Source organism: Pseudomonas sp. PDM19, from assembly GCF_014852215.1.
In the GTDB taxonomy this organism is placed as follows: domain Bacteria; phylum Pseudomonadota; class Gammaproteobacteria; order Pseudomonadales; family Pseudomonadaceae; genus Pseudomonas.
On sequence record NZ_JACVBG010000001.1, the window covers coordinates 745786 to 764125 of the forward strand.

Sequence of the window (18340 nt, forward strand, 5' to 3'; positions counted from 1 at the left end):
TTTTTGATTTTCTAAAGGGGGTTTTGTAATGGGTGCACGTGCAGCGCCTTGCTGCCAGCGTGGCTAGTGTCGGTCGGAGGCAGGCGTGCGTTCTATCCACTTTCCGCAAGGCTTGGGCATCGTCGTGAAAAAGGCGCCCCTTCGAATGCAAACAGCCCCGGGCGCTATGGCGACCGGGGCTGCGGGTGAGACGGGAAGGGCGTCGGGAGTCAGACCCCGGACTTGATCCGGCTCCAGTCGCGGGTGATCAGGCGCAGGATCGACGGGCTCGGCGGCAGGCTGACGTACATGCCCTTGACCAGCTCGGCGTTGGGGTAGACCGCCGGGTTCTCGCGGACCTTCTGGTCCATCAGCGCCTTGGCCGGCACGTTGGCGTTGGCGTAGTGCAGGTAGTCGCTGGTCCTGGCGATCACATCCGGGCGCATCAGGTAGTTGATGAACGCGTGGGCGCCTTCGGGGTTGCGGGCGTCCTTGGGGATGGCCAGGTTGTCGAACCAGATGTTGGTGCCTTCCTTCGGCACGCTGTACTGCACGTCTACCGCGCCGCCGGCTTCCTGCGCGCTTTTCTGCGCCTGCAGCACGTCGCCGGAGAAGCCGATGGCCACGCAGACGTTGCCGTTGGCGAGGTCGGCGATGTACTTGGTCGAGCTGAAGTAGGTCACCGAGGGCTTGAGGCTTTCCAGCAGTTTGGTGCCGGCCTCGTAGTCCGCCGGGTTGTTGCTGTTCGGGTCCTTGCCCAGGTAGTGCAGGGCCAGCGGCAGGATCTTCGCCGGCGAGTCGAGGAAGGCCACGCCGCAGCCCTTGAGCTTGGCGAGGTTCTCCGGCTTGAACACCAGGTCCCAGGAGTCCAGCGGCGCGTCGGCGCCCAGCGCGGCCTTGATTTTCGCCGGGTTGTAGCCGATGCCGACGGTGCCCCAGAGGTAGGGCACGGCGAAGCGGTTGCCCGGGTCCGACTGGGCCACGCGCGCCAGCAGGTCGGGGTCGAGGTTCTTGCGGTTGGGCAGCAGCGCGTCATCCAGCGGGCGGTAGACGCCGGCCTTGAGCTGGCGGGCGAGGAAGTCCGCCGAGGGCACCACCACGTCGAAGCCCGAATGCCCGGTGAGCAGCTTGGCCTCCAGCACTTCGTCGGACTCGAAGGCGTCGAGCACCACCCTGATCCCGGTTTCCTTCTGGAAGTCCTGCAGCACGGTCGGCCCGATGTAGTCGGCCCAGTTGGCGAAATGCACCTCTTGCGGCGCCGCCAGCACCGGCAACGCGGCACCGGCCAGCAGGCCGGCCAGACAACCCAAAGCACGCTTGTTCATCTTCACTCCTGGAGGACGCCGGCTTGCGCGGCGCCAATGCGATCGGCAGGTGGGAAACGGGCCTTGTTCTGTTGTTCTCGGCCCTGGCCGAAAACTAGGCGCGGCGCGGCTTTGCGTCGTTCTTCCGTGCACGGGCGGAATCGGCGATGCTGCTGCGGACCCGCGGCACTGTGCAGCGCGCTGCCCGCGCCCTACGCTGCGGCCCCAGGCGGAGGGAAAACCATGAATGACGAAACCGAGCGCACCCGCGAAGTGGTCACGCGCTACCACCAGTGCTGGATGAACCGCGACGTCGAAGGCGTGCTGGCGATGTTCCATCCGCAGGTGCAGTACTGCGACTTCTACAACGACCTGGAAATCCCCGCCAGCGAGCTGCCCGGCTATATCCGCACGGCCATGCCGCGCAGCCCGCAGCACCATATCGAACACATCGACCAGATTCGTGCCGATGGCGACACGGCGTTCATCCAGTACCGCTCGCGCCTGACGTTGCGGCGCAGCAGCCGGCTGGCCTCGTTCCGTGCCAGCGAGGCGATCACCGTGCGCGACGGGCTGATCTGGCGCGTCCACGAGTACGCCACGCCGGTGCGCGAGCAGCGCGAGGGGGGCGTCAAGGACCAGCGTCGCCTGGGCCTGAACTCGGCCCAGGTGGGGAAGATGCTGCTGGATATCGAGTCCTACTTCGGCAGCGCCCATCCCTATCTCGATCCGGAGATGGACCTGGAGCGCCTGGCACGGGCCACCGGCTATACGCGCAACCAGATTTCCTACCTGCTCAACCAGGTGCTCGGGCAGAGCTTCTACCGCTACCTGAACCAGGCGCGCATCGGCCATCTGCTGGAGCGCCTGCGCGAGGAGCCGGCGGCGCGCATCGACGAGCTGGCGTTCGCGGTGGGCTTCAACTCGCTGTCGGTGTTCTACCGCTGCTTCCGCGAGCACACCGGGCAGCCGCCGCGTGCTTACCTGGCGGCGTTGCAGGAAGGCGGTCCGGCCTGACAAGGCGTCAGGCCGGGAGCCCTCAGAGAACGGCGTCGAGCAGCCGGTACCAGGCGATGCCCACGCCCAGGTACAGGCGCTGCAACCCATGGAAGGGAATCGGCCGCACCGGGGTGACGGGGAAGGGGAAGTCCTTCTCGCGGTCCAGCAGGCGCTCCGCCAGGTGACGGCCCAGGGTCGAGGCCATGGCGATGCCGCGACCGTTGTAGCCCAGCAGGATGCTCAGGTTCGGCGCCGGCTCATGCAGCCGTGGCATGAAGTCCGGGGTGAGCGCCACGCGGCCGCTCCACTGGTATTCGAACTCCACCTCGGCCAGCTGCGGGAACAGGCCCAGCAGCGAGCGCTTCAGGTGCAGCCAGTCGCCGGGCGAGCGCGGCTCGGCGAACGGACCGCGACCTCCCAGCAACAGCCGGCCGCGAGCGTCCTGCTTGAAGTACAGCAGCAGCCGGCGCGCATCCGAGCAGACTTCGCCATTGGGCAGCACGCTGCGCCGCAGGTTTTCCGGCAAGGGCCTGGTCGCGACGATGAAGCTGTTGGCGGCGATCACCGTCTGCCGCAGTTTCGGCCAGAGGTCGTCGGTGTAGCCGTTGGTGGCGAGGATCACCCTTTCGGCGGTCACGCTGTGCCCGCTATCGGTGCTGAGCTGCCAGCCGCTGCCGTGGCGACGCAGGTTGCTCACGCGGGTGTGGCCGTGGATCGCGGCACCTTCACTCAACGCAGCGCGGGCCAGGCCACGCACGTAGCTCAGCGGCTGGACGCTGCCGGCGCGCGGGTCGACCCAGGCGCCGAGGTAGTCGTTGCTGCCGATGCGCTGGGCAACGCTGCTCTTGTCGAGCATCTCCACCGCTACGCCGCGCTGGCGCCACTGCCCGGCGCGCTTCTCGATGGCGCGCAGGGCGGCCGGCGAGGCGGCGGGCTGGATCCAGCCCTTGCGGGTGGCTTCGCAGTCGATGTCGTAGCGGTGGATCAGCTCGAAGACTTCATCGGCAGCGCCGCCGGCGACTTCGATCAAGCGCTCGGCCTTCTCGCCGCCGAACATGCGCCGCAGGTCGTCCGGGTCATGCTTGAGGCCGGGGATCACCTGCCCGCCGTTGCGCCCGGAAGCGCCCCAGCCCGGCTCGCCGGCATCCAGCACGCAGACGCGCACGCCGTTGCGGGCCAGGTGCAGGGCGGTGACCAGCCCGGTATAGCCGGCGCCGACGATGGCGACGTCGACCTGCTTGTCTTCAGCCAGCGCCGGTGTGGCCGGGCCGGCGTTCGCGGTGGCTGCCCAGAGCGAGGGTGGCAGTGCCAGGGGCTGGGCGTTCATGCCTGGCCCCCGTCGGTGTTGAGCAGGCGGCGGAGGAATTCCTGGGTACGCGGCTGGCTCGGCGCGCCGAGCACATCCTTGGCCGCGCCTTCCTCGACGATGCGCCCGCCATAGAGGAAGCACACCTTGTCCGCCACTTCGCGGGCGAAGCCCATCTCGTGGGTCACCACCACCATGGTCATGCCTTCGTCGGCGAGCTTGCGCATCACCGCCAGCACTTCGCCCACCAGCTCCGGGTCCAGCGCCGAGGTCGGCTCGTCGAAGAGAATCGCCTTGGGTCGCATGGCCAGGGCGCGGGCAATGGCGACGCGTTGCTGCTGGCCGCCGGAGAGTTCGTCCGGGTAGGCGTCCATGCGGTGGCTCAGGCCGACTTTTTCCAGCAGGGCGCGGGCGTGCTCGCGGGCGGCGTCCGGGCGCTCCTTCTTCACGTACACCGGGCCTTCCATGACGTTCTGCAGCGCGGTGCGGTGAGGGAACAGGTTGAAGCGCTGGAACACCATCGCCACCTGGGTGCGGATTTCGTGGATGGAGTGGGCGTGGCGGTCGACACGTTCCTGGCCGACCAGGATGTCGCCACCCTCGTAGGTTTCCAGGCCGTTGATGCAGCGCAGCAGAGTGGATTTGCCCGAGCCGGACGGACCGATCAGGCACACCACCTGGCCGCTTTCCACCGACAGGTCGATGCCTTCGAGAACGCGGGTGCTGCCGTAGCTTTTGTGCAGCGACTGGATGCGGATCATGCTTTCTTCCTCGTGGCGATGCGCGCTTCGAGGCGGCGCAGGGCGTACGACAGCGGCAGGCTCAGGGCCAGATAGAGCAGGGCGACCAGGGTGTAGACGGTCATGTTCTCGAAGGTCGAGGAGGCGATCAGCTGGCCGGCGCGGGTCATCTCGGCCACCGTGATGGTGGACACCAGCGAGGAGTCCTTGAGCATCATCACCAGGGTGTTGCCGTAGGGCGGCAGGGCGATGCGGAAGGCCTGCGGCAGCACCACCCGGCGCATGATCATCGGGCCGCGCATACCGAGGGACTCGGCGGCTTCGATCTGCCCCTGCTGGATGGCCTGGATGCCGGCGCGGAAGTTCTCCGCCTGGTACGCCGAGTAGGCGATGCCCAGGCCGATGATGCCGGCCTGCATGGCGGAAAGCTGCACGCCGAAATCCGGCAGCACGAAGTAGATGTAGAACAGCTGCACGATGATCGGCAGGCCGCGGATCACGTTGACCACGGAGATGCCGAACAGCGCCACGGCGCGGACTTTCGACACCATCATCAGGGCGAAGGCCAGGCCGATGAGCGAGCTGAGCAGGAACGACGCAATCGTGACCTGCACGGTGACCACCGCGCCACTCAATAGAATGGGCAGGAAGTCCAGAGCATTCTGGAGAAACATGGGAGGTGTCCGTGAGCGTAAATCTGAGGGCGGCCGTCACCTTTCACCGGGCGCGGGGCTCCGGCGAAAGGTGCGGGTCAGTCTTGGGTGCGGCGTGAAGAAAAGCGGACGTCAGTCCAGGTGCCACTTGCCGATGATGGCGGCGAGGGTGCCGTCGGCCTTGATGCTGGCGATGCCCTGGTTGACCTGGGCGAGCAGCTGCGGGTCGCCCTGGCGCAGGATCAGGCAGACTTCGCCCTTGATCTGCGGCTGGTAGCTGTCCACCAGGCGGACCTTCTTCAGGCTGCCCTTGGCCATCTGGTAGGCGAGGATCGGGTGGTCGCCGAAGCCGGCCTTGATCCGGCCCAGTGCCAGGTCGCGGGTGAGGTCGGCGAGGGAATCGTAGCCGCGCACTTCCTTGAAGATGCCGCGCTGGTTGAGCTTGTCGATGAAGATGGTGCCGACCTGGGCGCCGACCACTTCGCCCTTGAAGTCATCCATGCTGGTGTAGGCCTTGTCGTCGTCAGCGCGCACCACCAGGCCTTCGCCGTACTCGAACACCGGATCGGAGTACTGCACCACTTTCTCCCGCTCGGGCGTGCGCAGCATGGCGGCGGAGATCAGGTCGATCTTCTTCGCGGTGAGCGAGGGAATCAGCGCGGCGAAGGTGGTCTGGGCGATTTCCACGTCGAAGCCGCCGGCCTTGGCCACGGCCTGGGCGGAGTCGACCATCATGCCCTGGATGCTGTTGGTCTTGACGTCGAGGAAGGTGAAAGGCACGCCGGTGGCAGTAGCCCCGACTTTCAGAGGTTCGGCCTGGGCGGCGAAGGATGCAGCGCAGCTGGCGACGAGCGCGAGGGCGCAGGAAAACACGCGGAGGCGAGGATGCATTGGTGAACTCCCATTTGACGCGGTTTGTTGTCTTTATGCGTTATGGATGGCCTCGAGTATCGGCAGGAGGCGTTGGCTGCAATATAAATGATTTACAAGAATCGTAAAGAGATTTATAAATATCGCATATCGATATTAATAGCCTGAAAAAGGCGTGACCCTTCCCAAGGAAGAGACATGAGCGACAACGAAAACAGCCTGTTCAACCAGTCGCTGGAAAAGGGCCTTGCCGTGCTGCGCGGCTTCAACGCGCGCAACCGCACCATGAACCTGGCCGAGGTAGCCGAGGCCGCCGACATCACCAAGAGCTCGGCGCAGCGGATGATCCACACGCTCGAAGCGCTGGGATACGTCAGCAAGCACCCGCAGACCAAGCGCTTCCAGCTGACGCCGCAGGTGATGGAGATCGGCTACAACTACCTCGCCGCCGACACCCTGGTGGACGTTGCCAATCCCTTCCTCGCGGAGCTGGCGCAGACCACCGGCGAGACCACCAACCTCACCGAGCCGGTGCGCACCGACATGCTCTACGTGGCGCGCTTCGTGGGGCCGAAGTTCATCCCCATCCACCTGCCCATCGGCAGCCGCATCCCCATGTACTGCACCGCCTCGGGCCGCGCTTTCCTCAGCGCGCTGAGCGATGACGAGGTGCTGGAACTGCTGCAGGGCAGCGACCTGTCCAGCCATACCCAGTACACGCGCACCTCGCTGGAGGAAATCCTCGCGGAAATCGCCGAGATCCGCCGCAAGGGCTATGCGATCAACAGCGAGGAGCTGTTCCTCGGCGACATGGCGGTGGCCGCGCCGGTGCGCAACAGCCAGGGCCGCCCGGTGGCGTCGGTGCACGTGGTGGCGCCCACCAGCCGCTGGACCCGTGAGGACGCCGAACGCCGCCTGGCGCCGGCGGCCATCGAGTGCGCACGGGCGATCAGCACCTCGATCAGGACGCTCTGAGGCCGCACGCTCAGGCTTGCGGCTGCAGGGGCTCGGGTGTCGCGTCCAGCAGCCGTTGCAGCTGCGCCAGGGCGCGTTCGTAGTCGAAGCCCTCGACGGCTTCGGTCATCTCCCGCAGCAGCCCGGCCCGTAGCGGGTCAGCAAAAGCGCTGCCCAGCCGGCCGACCAGCTCGCCGGCGCCGGTGTCGCTGTCTTCGAGCAGGGCGCGCAGTTGCTGGAGCAGGGTGCTGATCTGCGCTGGGGAAAGCCCCGGCGCCGCCGGCTGTTCGAGCGGCGGAGTGGTGCGCGTCGCCAGGCCGGCCAGCACTCTTTCCAGCTGTGCTTGCAGTTCGAACAGCAGGCGCGAGATCGATTCCTCGGGCGCGCTGCCCTGGCAGGCATCCTCCAGCGCCGTGGCGGCCCTGGCAAGCTCCAGGGCGCCGATGTTGGCTGCCGCGCCGCGCAGGGTATGGGCGGTCCGGCGGCGGGCGGTCGGATCGGCTGCCGAGTCGAGGGCGCGAAACTCGCCGATGAAATCCCGGTAGCTGCTGCCAAAACGTTGCAGCAGCCGTTCGTAGAGCGCGGTCTTGCCGGCGCAGGTCGCCAGTCCGGCATGGGTATCGATGCCCGGCAGGTCGAGGTCGCCAACCTGCCTCTCCACCGGTGCAGGCGCCGGAGCGCCGCCGGGTTGCCGCTGCCGGGGAGCGATCCAGCGCGACAGGGTGAGGAACATCGCGGGCGGGTCGATGGGTTTGGCAATGTGGTCATTCATTCCCGCGGCCAGCGCCAGTTCACGATCACCGGCCATGTTGTTGGCGGTCATGGCAATGATTGGCAGCTGCGCCAGTTCCGGGCGCTGGCGTAGCGCCTGGGTGGCCGCGTATCCATCGAGCACCGGCATCTGGCAGTCCATCAGCACGCAGTCGAAGTGCGTGTCGGCGGCCAGCCGATCCAGCGCTTCCTGGCCGTTGCAGGCGAGCACGATCTCAATGCCGGCGTCGCCCAGCAACTCCATCGCCAGCTCCTGGTTCAGTTCATTGTCCTCCACCAGCAATACCCGGCTGCCGGCGACACGGGCCAACGCCTCGTCCGTGGCGCTCTGGCGCTCACGGCTGCGTGGCTCGACGACGCTCTCCTTGCCCAGGGCGATGTTGATCGACTCCAGCAGGGTGGAGGGCGTCACCGGCTTGGTCAGCACCGTGCCCAGCTCTACGCCGCGCTCCTGTGCGGCATCCAGCGCTTCTTCGCGGCCGAAGGCGGTGACCATGATCACCGCCGGGACGTTCTCGCAGTGGCCATCGTGCAGGCGAGCGACCACTTCGATGCCATCCATGCCCGGCATCTGCCAGTCCACCAGCACCAGTTGATACGGCAACTGCCGCTGTTCGGCTTCGCTGATCCATTCCAGTGCTTCGCTGCCGTTGCGCGCGACGTCCACTTCCAGCCCGTAGCTGAGAGCCATGCCCGAGAGAATCTCCCGCGCCGAGGCGTTGTCGTCGACCACCAGGGCGCGCACCCCGAGCAGTTCGTCCGCCCGCAGCATGCGCCGGGGCGCGGCAGTCTCGGAGATGCCGAAGTGCGCGTGGAAGTGGAACACCGAGCCCTTGCCCGGCTCGCTCTCCACCCAGATGCGCCCGCCCATCAGCTCCACCAGACTCTTGGAGATCGACAGCCCCAGCCCGGTGCCGCCATAGCGGCGGGAGGTGGAGGTGTCGGCCTGGATGAACGACTGGAACATGCGCGCGCACTGCTCCGCGGTCATGCCGATGCCGGTGTCGCGCAGCCAGAAGTGCAGCTCGGTGACGTCGCTGCCGATCACTGCCGGCTCGATGCCCAGGACGATCTCCCCGAGCTCGGTGAACTTCACCGCGTTGTTGCCCAGGTTCAGCAGGATCTGCCCCAGACGCAGTGGGTCGCCCACCAGCGAGGTGGGCAGCCGCTGGTCGAGCTGGAACAGCAGTTCGAGGGATTTTTCCTCGGCCTTGAAGCCGACCAGCGCGGAGAACTGCTCCAGCACGTCCTCCAGACGGAATTCGACGTGCTCCACGCTCATCATGCCGGCTTCGATCTTCGAGAAGTCGAGGATGTCGTTGATGATGCCGAGCAGGCCCTCGGCGGAGCGGTGGACCTTCTGCACGTAGTTGTACTGGCGAGTGTCGAGCCCGCTTTTCAGGGCGAGGCTGCTCATGCCGATGATCACATTCATCGGCGTGCGGATTTCGTGGCTCATGTTGGCGAGAAACTCGCTCTTGGCCCGCGTCGCTTCCTCGGCCAGCTCCTTGGCGCGATGTGTCTGCTGCTCGACCAGCTTGCGTGCGGTGATGTCGTACAGCCAGGCGAGCACGGCAGGCTCGCCATGGTGGAGGACCGGCAGGTAGGTCGCGAGGATGTCGCGCTCGCCACCCTGGCTGTCGTACATGCGGACTTCGCGCTCGATCATCTGTTCGCCGGCCAGCATGTCGTTCCAGACCGACTCGCGCTCCGCCATCTCGACATACAGGCCGGCTGCCGCGTCGCCGACCTTCAGGCCGAAGTTCTCGCTGAATGCCGGGTTCACCAGGTGCAGGCGGTCGCGGGTGGCGATGGCCACGCTGACCGGGCTGCAGTCGAGGATGTACTGCAGGCGCTTCTCGCTTTCCTGCAGGGCAGCGGCCTGCTGCTCCATCAGTTCGGCCTGGGTCAGGGTTTCCTTGAGCAACTGTTCGGTGCGCGAGGTGCGTTCGAGGATTTCCAGGTTCATCGCCAGCAGCGGCACGAACTCCTCCAGCAATGCCCACTGGCTCGCGCTGGGTTGCTGCAGCAGTTCCAGGGCCAGGACACCAACCAGGCGTTCGCCATGGATCAGCGGCAGCACTTCGAGGTACAGGGGGGGCGCGTATTCGCCTTCGACCTTGCGCTCGGGCAGGTCGAGGCGGATCGACTCGCGTTGCCGGGCGCATTGGCCAATCAGGCCCTGGCCGATGGGAATACGCTGCGGCAGGTCCGGCGGCGCTGCGTAGCTGCCCAGCAGGATCAGCTCCTCGCTGTCCTGCGCGTGGACGTGCAGCGAGGCGCGGCGCAGCGCCAGCAGCGGCGCGAGGGCGGCCAGGGTGCGATCGCCCAGCTCGCTGGAGCCGGCGACCGACTGCATCTGCCCGCTGAGCGTCGCCACCTGGGTCTTCACCCAGCGCTGATCGGCCATCTGTTGCGCCTCGGACTGCAGGGCAGTGATCGCCCGCGCCATTTCGCCGACTTCGTTGGGGTAATCCTGGAACGGCACCTGCACATCCAGTTCGCCCTTGCTCAGGGCATCCACCGAGAACCGCAGCTGGTCGGCCGGCCGGCGAATCGACTGGCTGATCAGGATGCCGAACAGCACGCCGCCGCCCAGGCCCAGCACCAGAAGCCAGATGGTCAGCTGGACACTGCGGTAAAAACGCTCCGTGGCCAGGTTCACCTCCAGATCGGCGCCCTGGCGCTTGACCTGGGCCACCTCGGCCAGCGCCTGGTTGGCCACCTCGCCTGGCCGTTGCAGCGCAGTGGAGGAGAGCAGGGCGATGGCGCCCAGGTCGGTGGCTTGTCCGTGGCGGATAGGCTGGTCGTTGAGCTCCAGGACGTGCTTGATCTGGTCCTGGTACTCCTCGTAGGCGGCCTCGAATCGCACCAGCCCCTGCTGGGCGGAGGTCCGGTAGATGAGCGGCCGCGCCAGTTCGATTTCCTCGCGCAGGTTGCTGCGAACCTCGTTGAACTGCTTGACCGCCTGCGCACGGCCGTTCTCGTCGGCGGCCAGGACGAACTGGCGGATGCTGCGCCCCATGCCCGCCAGGGCGACGCGGGCCGCCTCGATGTGCGAGAGGCCGAGCATCTCTTTCTCGTAGATCACGTTGATCTGTTCGATCTGCTGGCGCTGCACGTGCAGGCCGTAGAGACCGAGGAACAGGGCAAGCAGCAGGATGCCGCCGAACCCGAGCGCCAGCCGGGTGCGCAGCCTCAGGCGCTGAAGAAAGCCGAGCGGAGTCAACATGGGGCCGCCTCCAGGCAGGTTTGCCGTATGCGCTGCGAATCAGACCCTGGCCGGCGCCGGGATGGGGGCAGCCTGCGCGCCGTCGTTGAAGCGCTCGGCGATGCCGCGGAAGCTGTCCTGCAGGGCGAGGAAGGCATCGGTCACGTCCGGATCGAAGTGCTGGCCGCGCTGGCTGCGGATGAAGTCCACGGCGCTGGCGTGGGTCATCGGCGATTTGTAGATGCGCTTGCTGATCAGCGCGTCGTAGACGTCGGCCAGCGCCATCAGCCGCGCCGACAGGGGGATCGCATCGCCGGCCAGGCCCTGCGGGTAGCCGCTACCGTCCCACTTTTCGTGGTGGCCGTAGGCGATCTGCTTGGCCAGGCGCAGGAAGGGTACGTCCATCCCCAGGCGCTCCTCGGCCTTCTCCAGGGCTTCGAGCCCCAGGGTGGTGTGGGTCTTCATCAGCTCGAACTCCTCGGCAGTGAGCTTGCCGGGTTTGAGCAGGATATGGTCGGGGATGCCGACCTTGCCGATATCGTGCAGCGGCGCCGATTTGAACAGCAGCTGGCGGGTTTCCTCATTCAGCTCGGCGGCGAAGCGTGGGTGCTGCTGCAGGTGTTCGGCCAGCGCGCTGACGTAGTGCTGGGTACGACGGATGTGGTTGCCGGTCTCGTTGTCGCGGGTCTCCGCCAGGGATGCCATGGCGATGATGGTGACGTCCTGGATGGCCGCCAGCTCGCGGGTGCGTCGCTGCACTTCCTGTTCGAGGAATTCGTTCTGGTCACGCAGGAAGTCAGCGGCGGCCTTGATGCGCAACTGGTTGTCCACGCGCATCAGCACGGTAGGCGGATTGATCGGCTTGGTCAGGTAGTCCACCGCGCCCAGCTCCAGGCCGCGGATTTCCTCGTCGGCGGCGACCTGGGCGGTGATGAAGATCACCGGGATGCGCTGCGTGCGGGGGTCTTCGCGCAGGCGCCGGCAGACTTCGAAACCGTTCATGCCTGGCATCATCACGTCCAGCAGGATGAGGTCCGGCGGATCGTCGGACTTTGCGATCTGCAGTGCCTTCTCGCCGGTTCGCGCTGCCTTGACTCGATACAGCAGCTTGAGCAGTTCCGAGAGGAGCGTGAGATTCTCGGGAGCATCGTCGACGATCAGGATCGTCGGACGAACAACGGGACCAGGTGCATTCATTGACCATCCTCCGCCACAGGGCATGCGCCGCGGGACTTCCTGCCCGCGCGCCGGTGTGAGTATAGATCGCGCCGGGCAAGCCTCCGGGGTGATCCGGCAGGCGTGTTCGGCGGGTATTTCAGCCGTTGTGCTCGACCTCGACGAAGTGCCGCGTGCCGGCCTCGACGTCATAGATGTGGTAGTTGTTCATCATTCGCCCGTAAAGGTGCAGGCTGACCGCGCGCGGGCGGTCGGCGGGAACGCCGGTGACGTGGATGTGGTCGGGGTTGGGGACGAAGCTGGTGACCGCGCCGGGCGGCAGCAGGATCATGCCGCCCTTGACCAGTTCGATGCCCTCGTCGCGGTTGCGGTCGGCGGATAGGCAGACGTAGCTGCGCTCCTCCAGCACGCCCTCGACTATGCCCACCACGCCCCAGCTGCCGTGGTCGTGCACCGGCGTCCACTGGCCCGGCGACCAGACCAGGGCGTAGAGCGAGAGGTTGTCGTCCGGCGCCTGGTAGACCAGGTTGCGCGCGTAGTGGAACGGGTCGCTCTGGTAGTGGTGCGCTTCGAGGAAGTCGCCGGCATGGGCCAGCAGCTCCATCATGAAGGGCGCCAGCGAGGCGACGCACTGGCAGGGTTCGGATTCCTGCCGGCTGAGCTGGGTGGCGTGTTCGATGAAGCGGGCGAGGCTGACGTTGGGCATGAGCGGTGCGCTCCGGCGGGCGTTGTCGACACAACGAAATCACTCTAGCCGCTTTTGTCGAGCCTGCTCAGAACTGCAGGGTGTGGGCTCAGGCGTCCTTCGGCGCGCGCCGCAGCAGGTAGGTGTCCATGATCCAGCCGTTGGCCTCGCGAGCCGCCTGGCGAGTGCGCTGGATATCGTCGCCGACCTCGACGAGCCGCCCGCTACGGAGAATCTCGTCTGGCGTGCCGACGTAGGCGCCCCAGTAGATTTCCAGTTCCGGGTCGTCCAGCTGGCGGTAGGTGTCTTCTGCGTCGAGCATCACCACGACGCTCTCGGCGTTGGCCGGAAAGCCCGCGGCCAGACGGCGACCGGTGGTGATCTGTACCGACTGGCCGATGGCGTTCAGCGGCACCCGGTGGCGCGCGGCCAGCGCCTGCACGCTGGTGATGCCGGGGATCACCTGGTAGTCGAAGCTCACCCGGCCCCCGCGCAGGATCGCATCGAGGATGCGCAGCGTGCTGTCGTAGAGCGACGGGTCGCCCCAGACGAGGAAGGCGCCGCACTGGCCGTCCTGCAGTTCGTCTTCGATCAGCCGCTCGAACACCTGCTGCCTGGCCTGGTTGAGGTCGCGTACCTGCCCGGTATAGTCGCCTTCGCGCACGCGTTCGGGGCTCTCGGCTGCGACGATGCGGTAATCGCTGCGGGAAACGTAGCGCTGGAGAATGTCGCGGCGCAGCTGGATCAGCTTGTCCTTGGCCGCGCCCTTGTCCATGAGGAAGAACACGTCCGCGCGGTTCATCGCGTTGATCGCCTGCACCGTGAGGTATTCAGGGTCGCCCGCGCCGATGCCGATGATGAGCAGCTGCTTCATGTCTGGTCCTGCGTGCCTTCGTTCGGAGGGGCTCCAGATTACGCCTGTCCGGCGCCACGCTCATCTGCCGGATCGACGCGGTATCTGGACCGTTCCCGGCCCGGCCCGGAGCAAACCTGTAGGAGCGCGCCATGCGCGCGATCGCGGGCATGGCCCGCTCCTACACGGGGCTACGCGGACGCCTGCGAGCTGAACACCCCCGTAGGATGGGTGGAGCGCAGCGATACCCATGCTGTCGGCGCACCGATTCGATGGGTATCGCTACGCTCCACGACATCCTGCGTTTAGCGCCCTCTCAGCCCAGCAGCGCCACGTCCTTGCGCAGTTCGCGGGCGGCCGCGACCATGTTCACCAGCGCCGCTTCCGTTTCCGGCCAGGCACGGGTCTTCAGGCCACAGTCGGGGTTGACCCACAGGCGCTCGGCGGGAATGCGCTGCGCGGCCTTGCGCAGCAGCTTGACCATCTCGTCCTTGCCCGGCACACGCGGCGAATGGATGTCGTAGACGCCCGGACCGATCTCGTTGGGGTACTCGAACTTCTCGAAGGCTTCCAGCAGTTCCATGTCCGAGCGCGAGGTCTCGATGGTGATCACGTCGGCGTCCATGGCGGCGATGGATTCGATCACGTCGTTGAACTCGCTGTAGCACATGTGGGTGTGGATCTGCGTTTCGTCGCGCACGCCGGAGGCACACAGGCGGAAGGCTTCGGTGGCCCAGTCCAGGTAGCGGCCCCAGTCGCTGCGGCGCAGTGGCAGGCCCTCGCGGAAGGCGGCTTCGTCGATCTGCACGATCCTGATACCGGCGCGCTCCAGGTCGACGACCTCGTCGCGGATCGCCAGGGCCAGCTGTCGCGCCTGGGTTTCGCGGGAGACGTCCTCGCGCGGGAAGGACCACATCAGCATGGTCACCGGGCCGGTCAGCATGCCCTTCATCACCTTGCTGGTGAGGCTCTGCGCGTAGCGGATCCACTCCACGGTCATTGCCTTCGGCCGGCTCAGGTCGCCGAAGATCACCGCCGGCTTCACGCAGCGCGAACCGTAGCTCTGCACCCAGCCGAAGCGCGTGAAGAGGTAACCATCGAGCTGCTCGGCGAAGTACTCGACCATGTCGTTGCGCTCGGCCTCGCCGTGCACCAGTACGTCCAGCCCGAGGTTTTCCTGGATCTCGACGGCATGGCGGATTTCGCTGTGCATGGCCTCGGTGTAGTCGGCGACGCTGAGCCTTCCTTGCTTGAAGGCCTGGCGCGCCAGGCGGATGGCCGAGGTCTGCGGGAAGGAACCGATGGTGGTGGTGGGGAAGTCCGGCAGGTTGAGGCCGGCGCGCTGCTTGACGATGCGCTGGGCAAAGGGCGACTGGCGCTGGCTGTCGGCGGCTTTCACCGCTGCGAGGCGGTCCTTCACCTCCGGTTTGTGGATGCGCGGCGATGCGGCGCGACTGGTCTGCACGGTGCGGCTCTGCGCTAGCGCGGCGATGACTTGCGGAGCCTCGGGTTGATTGATGGCGCGGGCGAGCAGGGCGACTTCGGCGCACTTCTGCACGGCGAAGGCCAGCCAGCTCTTCAGTTCGGCATCCAGCTGGTCTTCGCGCTCCAGGTCCACCGGGCTGTGCAGCAGCGAGCAGGACGGCGCGACCCACAGGCGCTCGCCCACCCGCTCATGGGCGTGGCGCAGCACTTCCAGGCTTTTCTCCAGGTCGCAGCGCCAGACGTTGCGGCCGTTGACCACGCCGAGGGAAAGAATCTTGTAGGCCGGCAGGCGGTCGAGGATGGTCGGGAACTGTTCCGGCGCGCGCACCAGGTCGAGGTGCAGGCCGTCCACCGGCAGGCCGGCGGCCAGTCCCAGGTTGTCGTCCAGGCCGCCGAAGTAGGTGGCCACCAGCTTCTTCAGCGGCTCGCTCTGCAGCAGGTTGTAGGTGCGCTCGAAGGCGTTCTTCCAGTCCTGCGGCAGGTCGAGGGCGAGGATCGGTTCGTCGATCTGCACCCACTCCACGCCTTGCGCGGCCAGGCGGCGGAAAATCTGACCGTAGAGCGGCAGCAGGCGCTCTACCAGATTCAGCTTGTCGAAGTCGGCCCCTTTGGTCTTGCCCAGCCAGAGGTAGGTCAGTGGGCCGATTACCACCGGTTTCACCTGATGGCCGAGGGCGTGGGCTTCCTCCACTTCCTCGAACAGCTGCTCCCAGCTCAGTTCGAACTGCTGGTCAGCGCTGAATTCGGGGACGAGGTAGTGGTAGTTGGTGTCGAACCACTTGGTCATCTCTTGGGCATGCGCGCCGCAGCACCCCGTACTGACGCCTCGCGCCATGGCGAACAGGGTCTGCAGGGTCGGCCTGGCTTCGCCATGGCCACGGAAGCGCTCGGGGATCACGCCGAAGGTCAGCGAGTGGGTCAGCACCTGGTCGTACCAGGCGAAGTCGCCCACCGGCAGTAATTCGATGCCGGCGTTCTTCTGCACCTGCCAGTGGGCGGCACGCAGTTCGCGGCCGATGGCGCGCAGGCCGGTTTCGTCCAGCTCGCCCTTCCAGAAGGCTTCCTGGGCTTTCTTCAGCTCGCGGTCGCGGCCGATGCGGGGAAAGCCGAGGTTGTGTGCCAGCGCCATGTGAATCTCTCCATTGAATCAACGATGGGGAAATTCTCCCGGCGCAGCCTTCATGAGACAAACTCAATGTTCTTGTGATGAACACAAGTATTTCTCATGTTGATGTGGCTCCCTGTAGGAGCGGGCCATGCCCGCGACCGCGGACAAAGTCCGCGGCAGTCGCCGCCTCGATCCCTCCGGCCGAGACATGGCAGCCCCGCGTCAGCGGACTTCGTCCGCGATAGTTCGGCACCCGCTCAGAGCGTAGGGCGGATAACGCGCCAGCGTTATCCGCCGCAAGGCCATCGGCGGATAACCCGTCCCGGGTCGCCGGTCGGAGTTTGCCAGCGGACTGCGTCCGCGATAGTTCGGCGCCCGGTCTGTCGCAGGCATGGCCAGCTCCTACAGGCCCTGGTCGACCACCGAGTTGACCCTCATGGCGTGCTCCTGCTGGTTGACTCTCGATCAGCCACCCGCCCGCATCTGCCGCGCCAAAGCTCCAGGCGAGGTGTGGAGCTGGCGCTGGAACAGCTCGATGAACGCCGAGGTGGATTCATAGCCCAACTCGCCGGCAATGAGTGTCACCGACTCGCCGCGTTCCAGCCTCGGCAGGGCCGCCAGCAGGCGTACCCGCTCGCGCCATTCGCGGAACGACAGCCCGGTCTCGTCACGGAACAGCCGCGCCAGCGTGCGCCTTGAAGCGCCGACGCGCTGCGCCCAGTCCTCGATGCCCAGGCGCTCGCCGGGGTGCTCCTGCAAGTGATCGGTGACGCGCCGCAGGCGGGCATCACGCGGCAGCGGCAGGGCCAGGCCGGAGTCTGGCGCGCTGTGCAGCTCGTCCACCAGTACCTGCATGAGGCGCGCTTCCGGGCCCTCGTCGGGGTAGTCGCGGGAGAATTCGCTGGCGCGCTGGATGAGGTTGTCCAGCAGCGGCGAGATTTCCAGCACGCGGCACGGGCCCAGGCCGACGGCCAGTTCCGGGGCCAGGTAGAAGCTGCGGTGGACCACCAGCGTGCGCGCCCGCGCGCTGTGGCGAACGCCCGCCGGCAGCCACATCGCCCGGCGCGGTGGAATCACGCAGGCGTACTGCTCGGTCGTCGCCTCGAGCACGCCACTGGCGGCGTACATCAGTTGCCCCCAGGGGTGGGAGTGGGGCTCCACCTCGTGGCCGGCGGGCATGTCGAAGGCGCGCAGCCACACGGGGCGGGGCAGCGACGTGAAGCCGGGGAGTGCCAAAGCATCCTGTCCCGCTGGCGGCATAGCTTGTCTCACTGTCGGAAGTGGGTCATGGAGGGCCGATGGTAGCGTCTTCCCCGGCCAATATCAGCCATCCGTGGAGAGCACCATGAGCAGCCATCGCCCGCAACAACGCCTGTCGATCCTGGACATCCGCCAACGCCGCGAGCCCGGCAGTCTGGTCGTGCTGACCGCCTACTCGGCGCCCATGGCGCGGCTGCTCGACCCGCACGTCGATGTGCTGCTGGTAGGGGACTCGCTGGGCATGGTGCTCTACGGTATGCCGCACACCCTGGCCGTCAGCCTCGACATGATGATTGCCCACGGCGCCGCCGTGGTCCGGGGCTCGCAACGGGCCTGCGTGGTGGTGGACATGCCCTTCGCCAGCTACCAGGCCTCGCCGCAGCAGGCGTTCCTCGCCGCCGCGCGGGTGCTCGCCGAGAGTGGCGCGCAGGCGGTGAAGCTGGAAGGGGGCGCGGAGATGGCCGAGACCATCGCCTTCCTGGTCGAGCGGGGCATTCCGGTGATGGCGCATATCGGCCTGATGCCGCAGAAGGTCAACGCCCTCGGCGGCTTCAAGGTGCAGGGCAAGGAGGAAGTCGGTGTTGCGCAGGTACTGCGCGACGCGGATGCCATCGCAGCCGCCGGGGCGTTCAGCGTGGTGCTCGAGGGCGTGCTGGAGCCAGTGGCGCGGCAGGTCTGCGAGCGACTGGAGATCCCCGTGATCGGCATCGGCGCTTCACCTGCCTGCGCCGGGCAGGTGCTGGTGACCGAGGACATGCTGGGGCTGTCCGGCGAGCAGATTCCGCGCTTCGCGCAGCAGTACGTGCGGGTGGACGAACTGATCGGCGCGGCGGCCGAACGCTTTGCCAGCGAGGTGCGGGAGCGCCAGTTCCCGCAGGCGCGGCATTGTTTCGGCATGGCGAAGGAGTGAGCCCGGCGCGGGGCCGCAAGCAGGGGCATCAAGCTGCAGGAGCGGGCCATGCCCGCGATTGCGCGCGTGGCGCGCT

14 protein-coding genes are annotated in these 18340 nt (G+C 66.8%); 3 read left to right on the forward strand and 11 right to left on the reverse strand.

Going from position 1 to position 18340, the window contains the following annotated elements; genetic code table 11:
• Window positions 1-209 precede the first annotated feature (209 nt).
• Window positions 210-1304: a polyamine ABC transporter substrate-binding protein gene (locus IB273_RS03330; protein ID WP_151186852.1), complete on the reverse strand. Its 1095-nt coding sequence runs from the start codon at window positions 1302-1304 to the stop codon at window positions 210-212.
• Between the two features lie 222 nt (window positions 1305-1526).
• On the opposite strand from IB273_RS03330, the gene IB273_RS03335 reads away from it, so the two are divergent.
• Window positions 1527-2300, forward strand: a complete 774-nt coding sequence (locus IB273_RS03335; protein WP_081516966.1) for a nuclear transport factor 2 family protein — start codon at window positions 1527-1529, stop codon at window positions 2298-2300.
• A 22-nt stretch (window positions 2301-2322) separates the two neighbouring features.
• Here the strand turns inward: IB273_RS03335 and IB273_RS03340 are convergent, their stop codons facing one another.
• The 4 genes from IB273_RS03340 to IB273_RS03355 all read right to left on the reverse strand — a co-directional run bounded on the left by IB273_RS03340 (window position 2323) and on the right by IB273_RS03355 (window position 5872).
• Window positions 2323-3609, reverse strand: coding sequence for an NAD(P)/FAD-dependent oxidoreductase (locus tag IB273_RS03340; protein WP_192223234.1), 1287 nt, complete (start codon window positions 3607-3609; stop codon window positions 2323-2325).
• Window positions 3606-4349, reverse strand: coding sequence for an amino acid ABC transporter ATP-binding protein (locus tag IB273_RS03345; RefSeq protein ID WP_081516968.1), 744 nt, complete (start codon window positions 4347-4349; stop codon window positions 3606-3608). Before IB273_RS03345 ends, IB273_RS03340 begins: the two co-directional genes overlap by 4 nt.
• The gene (locus tag IB273_RS03350) at window positions 4346-5002 is read right to left on the reverse strand and encodes an amino acid ABC transporter permease (RefSeq protein ID WP_081516969.1); all 657 of its coding nucleotides are present in this window, start codon (window positions 5000-5002) and stop codon (window positions 4346-4348) included. Before IB273_RS03350 ends, IB273_RS03345 begins: the two co-directional genes overlap by 4 nt.
• A 111-nt stretch (window positions 5003-5113) precedes the next feature.
• Window positions 5114-5872: an ABC transporter substrate-binding protein gene (locus IB273_RS03355; protein ID WP_081516970.1), complete on the reverse strand. Its 759-nt coding sequence runs from the start codon at window positions 5870-5872 to the stop codon at window positions 5114-5116.
• 177 nt (window positions 5873-6049) lie between these two features.
• Here IB273_RS03355 and IB273_RS03360 point away from each other — a divergent pair, with 177 nt between their 5' ends.
• Window positions 6050-6826, forward strand: coding sequence for an IclR family transcriptional regulator (locus IB273_RS03360; protein ID WP_081516971.1), 777 nt, complete (start codon window positions 6050-6052; stop codon window positions 6824-6826).
• A 10-nt stretch (window positions 6827-6836) separates the two neighbouring features.
• Here the strand turns inward: IB273_RS03360 and IB273_RS03365 are convergent, their stop codons facing one another.
• From IB273_RS03365 to IB273_RS03390, 6 genes are all read right to left on the reverse strand, one after another.
• Window positions 6837-10808: a response regulator gene (locus IB273_RS03365; protein ID WP_192223235.1), complete on the reverse strand. Its 3972-nt coding sequence runs from the start codon at window positions 10806-10808 to the stop codon at window positions 6837-6839.
• Window positions 10809-10847: 39 nt separating this feature from the next.
• The gene (locus tag IB273_RS03370) at window positions 10848-11984 is read right to left on the reverse strand and encodes a two-component system response regulator (protein ID WP_151186859.1); all 1137 of its coding nucleotides are present in this window, start codon (window positions 11982-11984) and stop codon (window positions 10848-10850) included.
• Between the two features lie 118 nt (window positions 11985-12102).
• Window positions 12103-12669, reverse strand: coding sequence for a cysteine dioxygenase family protein (locus tag IB273_RS03375; protein ID WP_081516974.1), 567 nt, complete (start codon window positions 12667-12669; stop codon window positions 12103-12105).
• 88 nt (window positions 12670-12757) lie between these two features.
• Window positions 12758-13522 (reverse strand): precorrin-6A synthase (deacetylating), encoded by a 765-nt coding sequence (cobF, locus tag IB273_RS03380; protein WP_192223236.1) that lies wholly within the window; start codon window positions 13520-13522, stop codon window positions 12758-12760.
• A gap of 295 nt (window positions 13523-13817) precedes the next feature.
• A complete protein-coding gene (gene metE / locus IB273_RS03385) occupies window positions 13818-16115 on the reverse strand; it encodes a 5-methyltetrahydropteroyltriglutamate--homocysteine S-methyltransferase (RefSeq protein WP_192223237.1) in 2298 nt (765 codons plus the stop codon).
• Between the two features lie 444 nt (window positions 16116-16559).
• Entirely contained in the window at window positions 16560-17354 is a 795-nt protein-coding gene (locus IB273_RS03390; RefSeq protein WP_167523178.1) for an AraC family transcriptional regulator, read from the reverse strand.
• Between the two features lie 85 nt (window positions 17355-17439).
• Here IB273_RS03390 and panB point away from each other — a divergent pair, with 85 nt between their 5' ends.
• On the forward strand, window positions 17440-18264 hold the full coding sequence (panB, locus tag IB273_RS03395) for a 3-methyl-2-oxobutanoate hydroxymethyltransferase (protein ID WP_192223238.1): 825 nt from the start codon (window positions 17440-17442) through the stop codon (window positions 18262-18264).
• Window positions 18265-18340: the final 76 nt, after the last annotated feature.

Excerpts from the sequence above, each read along its gene's own strand:
- IB273_RS03330 (WP_151186852.1), bottom strand. The coding sequence starts at position 1,304 with ATGAACAAGCGTGCTTTGGGTTGTCTGGCCGGCCTGCTGGCCGGTGCC.
- IB273_RS03335 (WP_081516966.1), top strand. The coding sequence starts at position 1,527 with ATGAATGACGAAACCGAGCGCACCCGCGAAGTGGTCACGCGCTACCAC.
- IB273_RS03340 (WP_192223234.1), bottom strand. The coding sequence starts at position 3,609 with ATGAACGCCCAGCCCCTGGCACTGCCACCCTCGCTCTGGGCAGCCACC.
- IB273_RS03345 (WP_081516968.1), bottom strand. The coding sequence starts at position 4,349 with ATGATCCGCATCCAGTCGCTGCACAAAAGCTACGGCAGCACCCGCGTT.
- IB273_RS03350 (WP_081516969.1), bottom strand. The coding sequence starts at position 5,002 with ATGTTTCTCCAGAATGCTCTGGACTTCCTGCCCATTCTATTGAGTGGC.
- IB273_RS03355 (WP_081516970.1), bottom strand. The coding sequence starts at position 5,872 with ATGCATCCTCGCCTCCGCGTGTTTTCCTGCGCCCTCGCGCTCGTCGCC.
- IB273_RS03360 (WP_081516971.1), top strand. The coding sequence starts at position 6,050 with ATGAGCGACAACGAAAACAGCCTGTTCAACCAGTCGCTGGAAAAGGGC.
- IB273_RS03365 (WP_192223235.1), bottom strand. The coding sequence starts at position 10,808 with ATGTTGACTCCGCTCGGCTTTCTTCAGCGCCTGAGGCTGCGCACCCGG.
- IB273_RS03370 (WP_151186859.1), bottom strand. The coding sequence starts at position 11,984 with ATGAATGCACCTGGTCCCGTTGTTCGTCCGACGATCCTGATCGTCGAC.
- IB273_RS03375 (WP_081516974.1), bottom strand. The coding sequence starts at position 12,669 with ATGCCCAACGTCAGCCTCGCCCGCTTCATCGAACACGCCACCCAGCTC.
- cobF (WP_192223236.1), bottom strand. The coding sequence starts at position 13,522 with ATGAAGCAGCTGCTCATCATCGGCATCGGCGCGGGCGACCCTGAATAC.
- metE (WP_192223237.1), bottom strand. The coding sequence starts at position 16,115 with ATGGCGCTGGCACACAACCTCGGCTTTCCCCGCATCGGCCGCGACCGC.
- IB273_RS03390 (WP_167523178.1), bottom strand. The coding sequence starts at position 17,354 with ATGCCGCCAGCGGGACAGGATGCTTTGGCACTCCCCGGCTTCACGTCG.
- panB (WP_192223238.1), top strand. The coding sequence starts at position 17,440 with ATGAGCAGCCATCGCCCGCAACAACGCCTGTCGATCCTGGACATCCGC.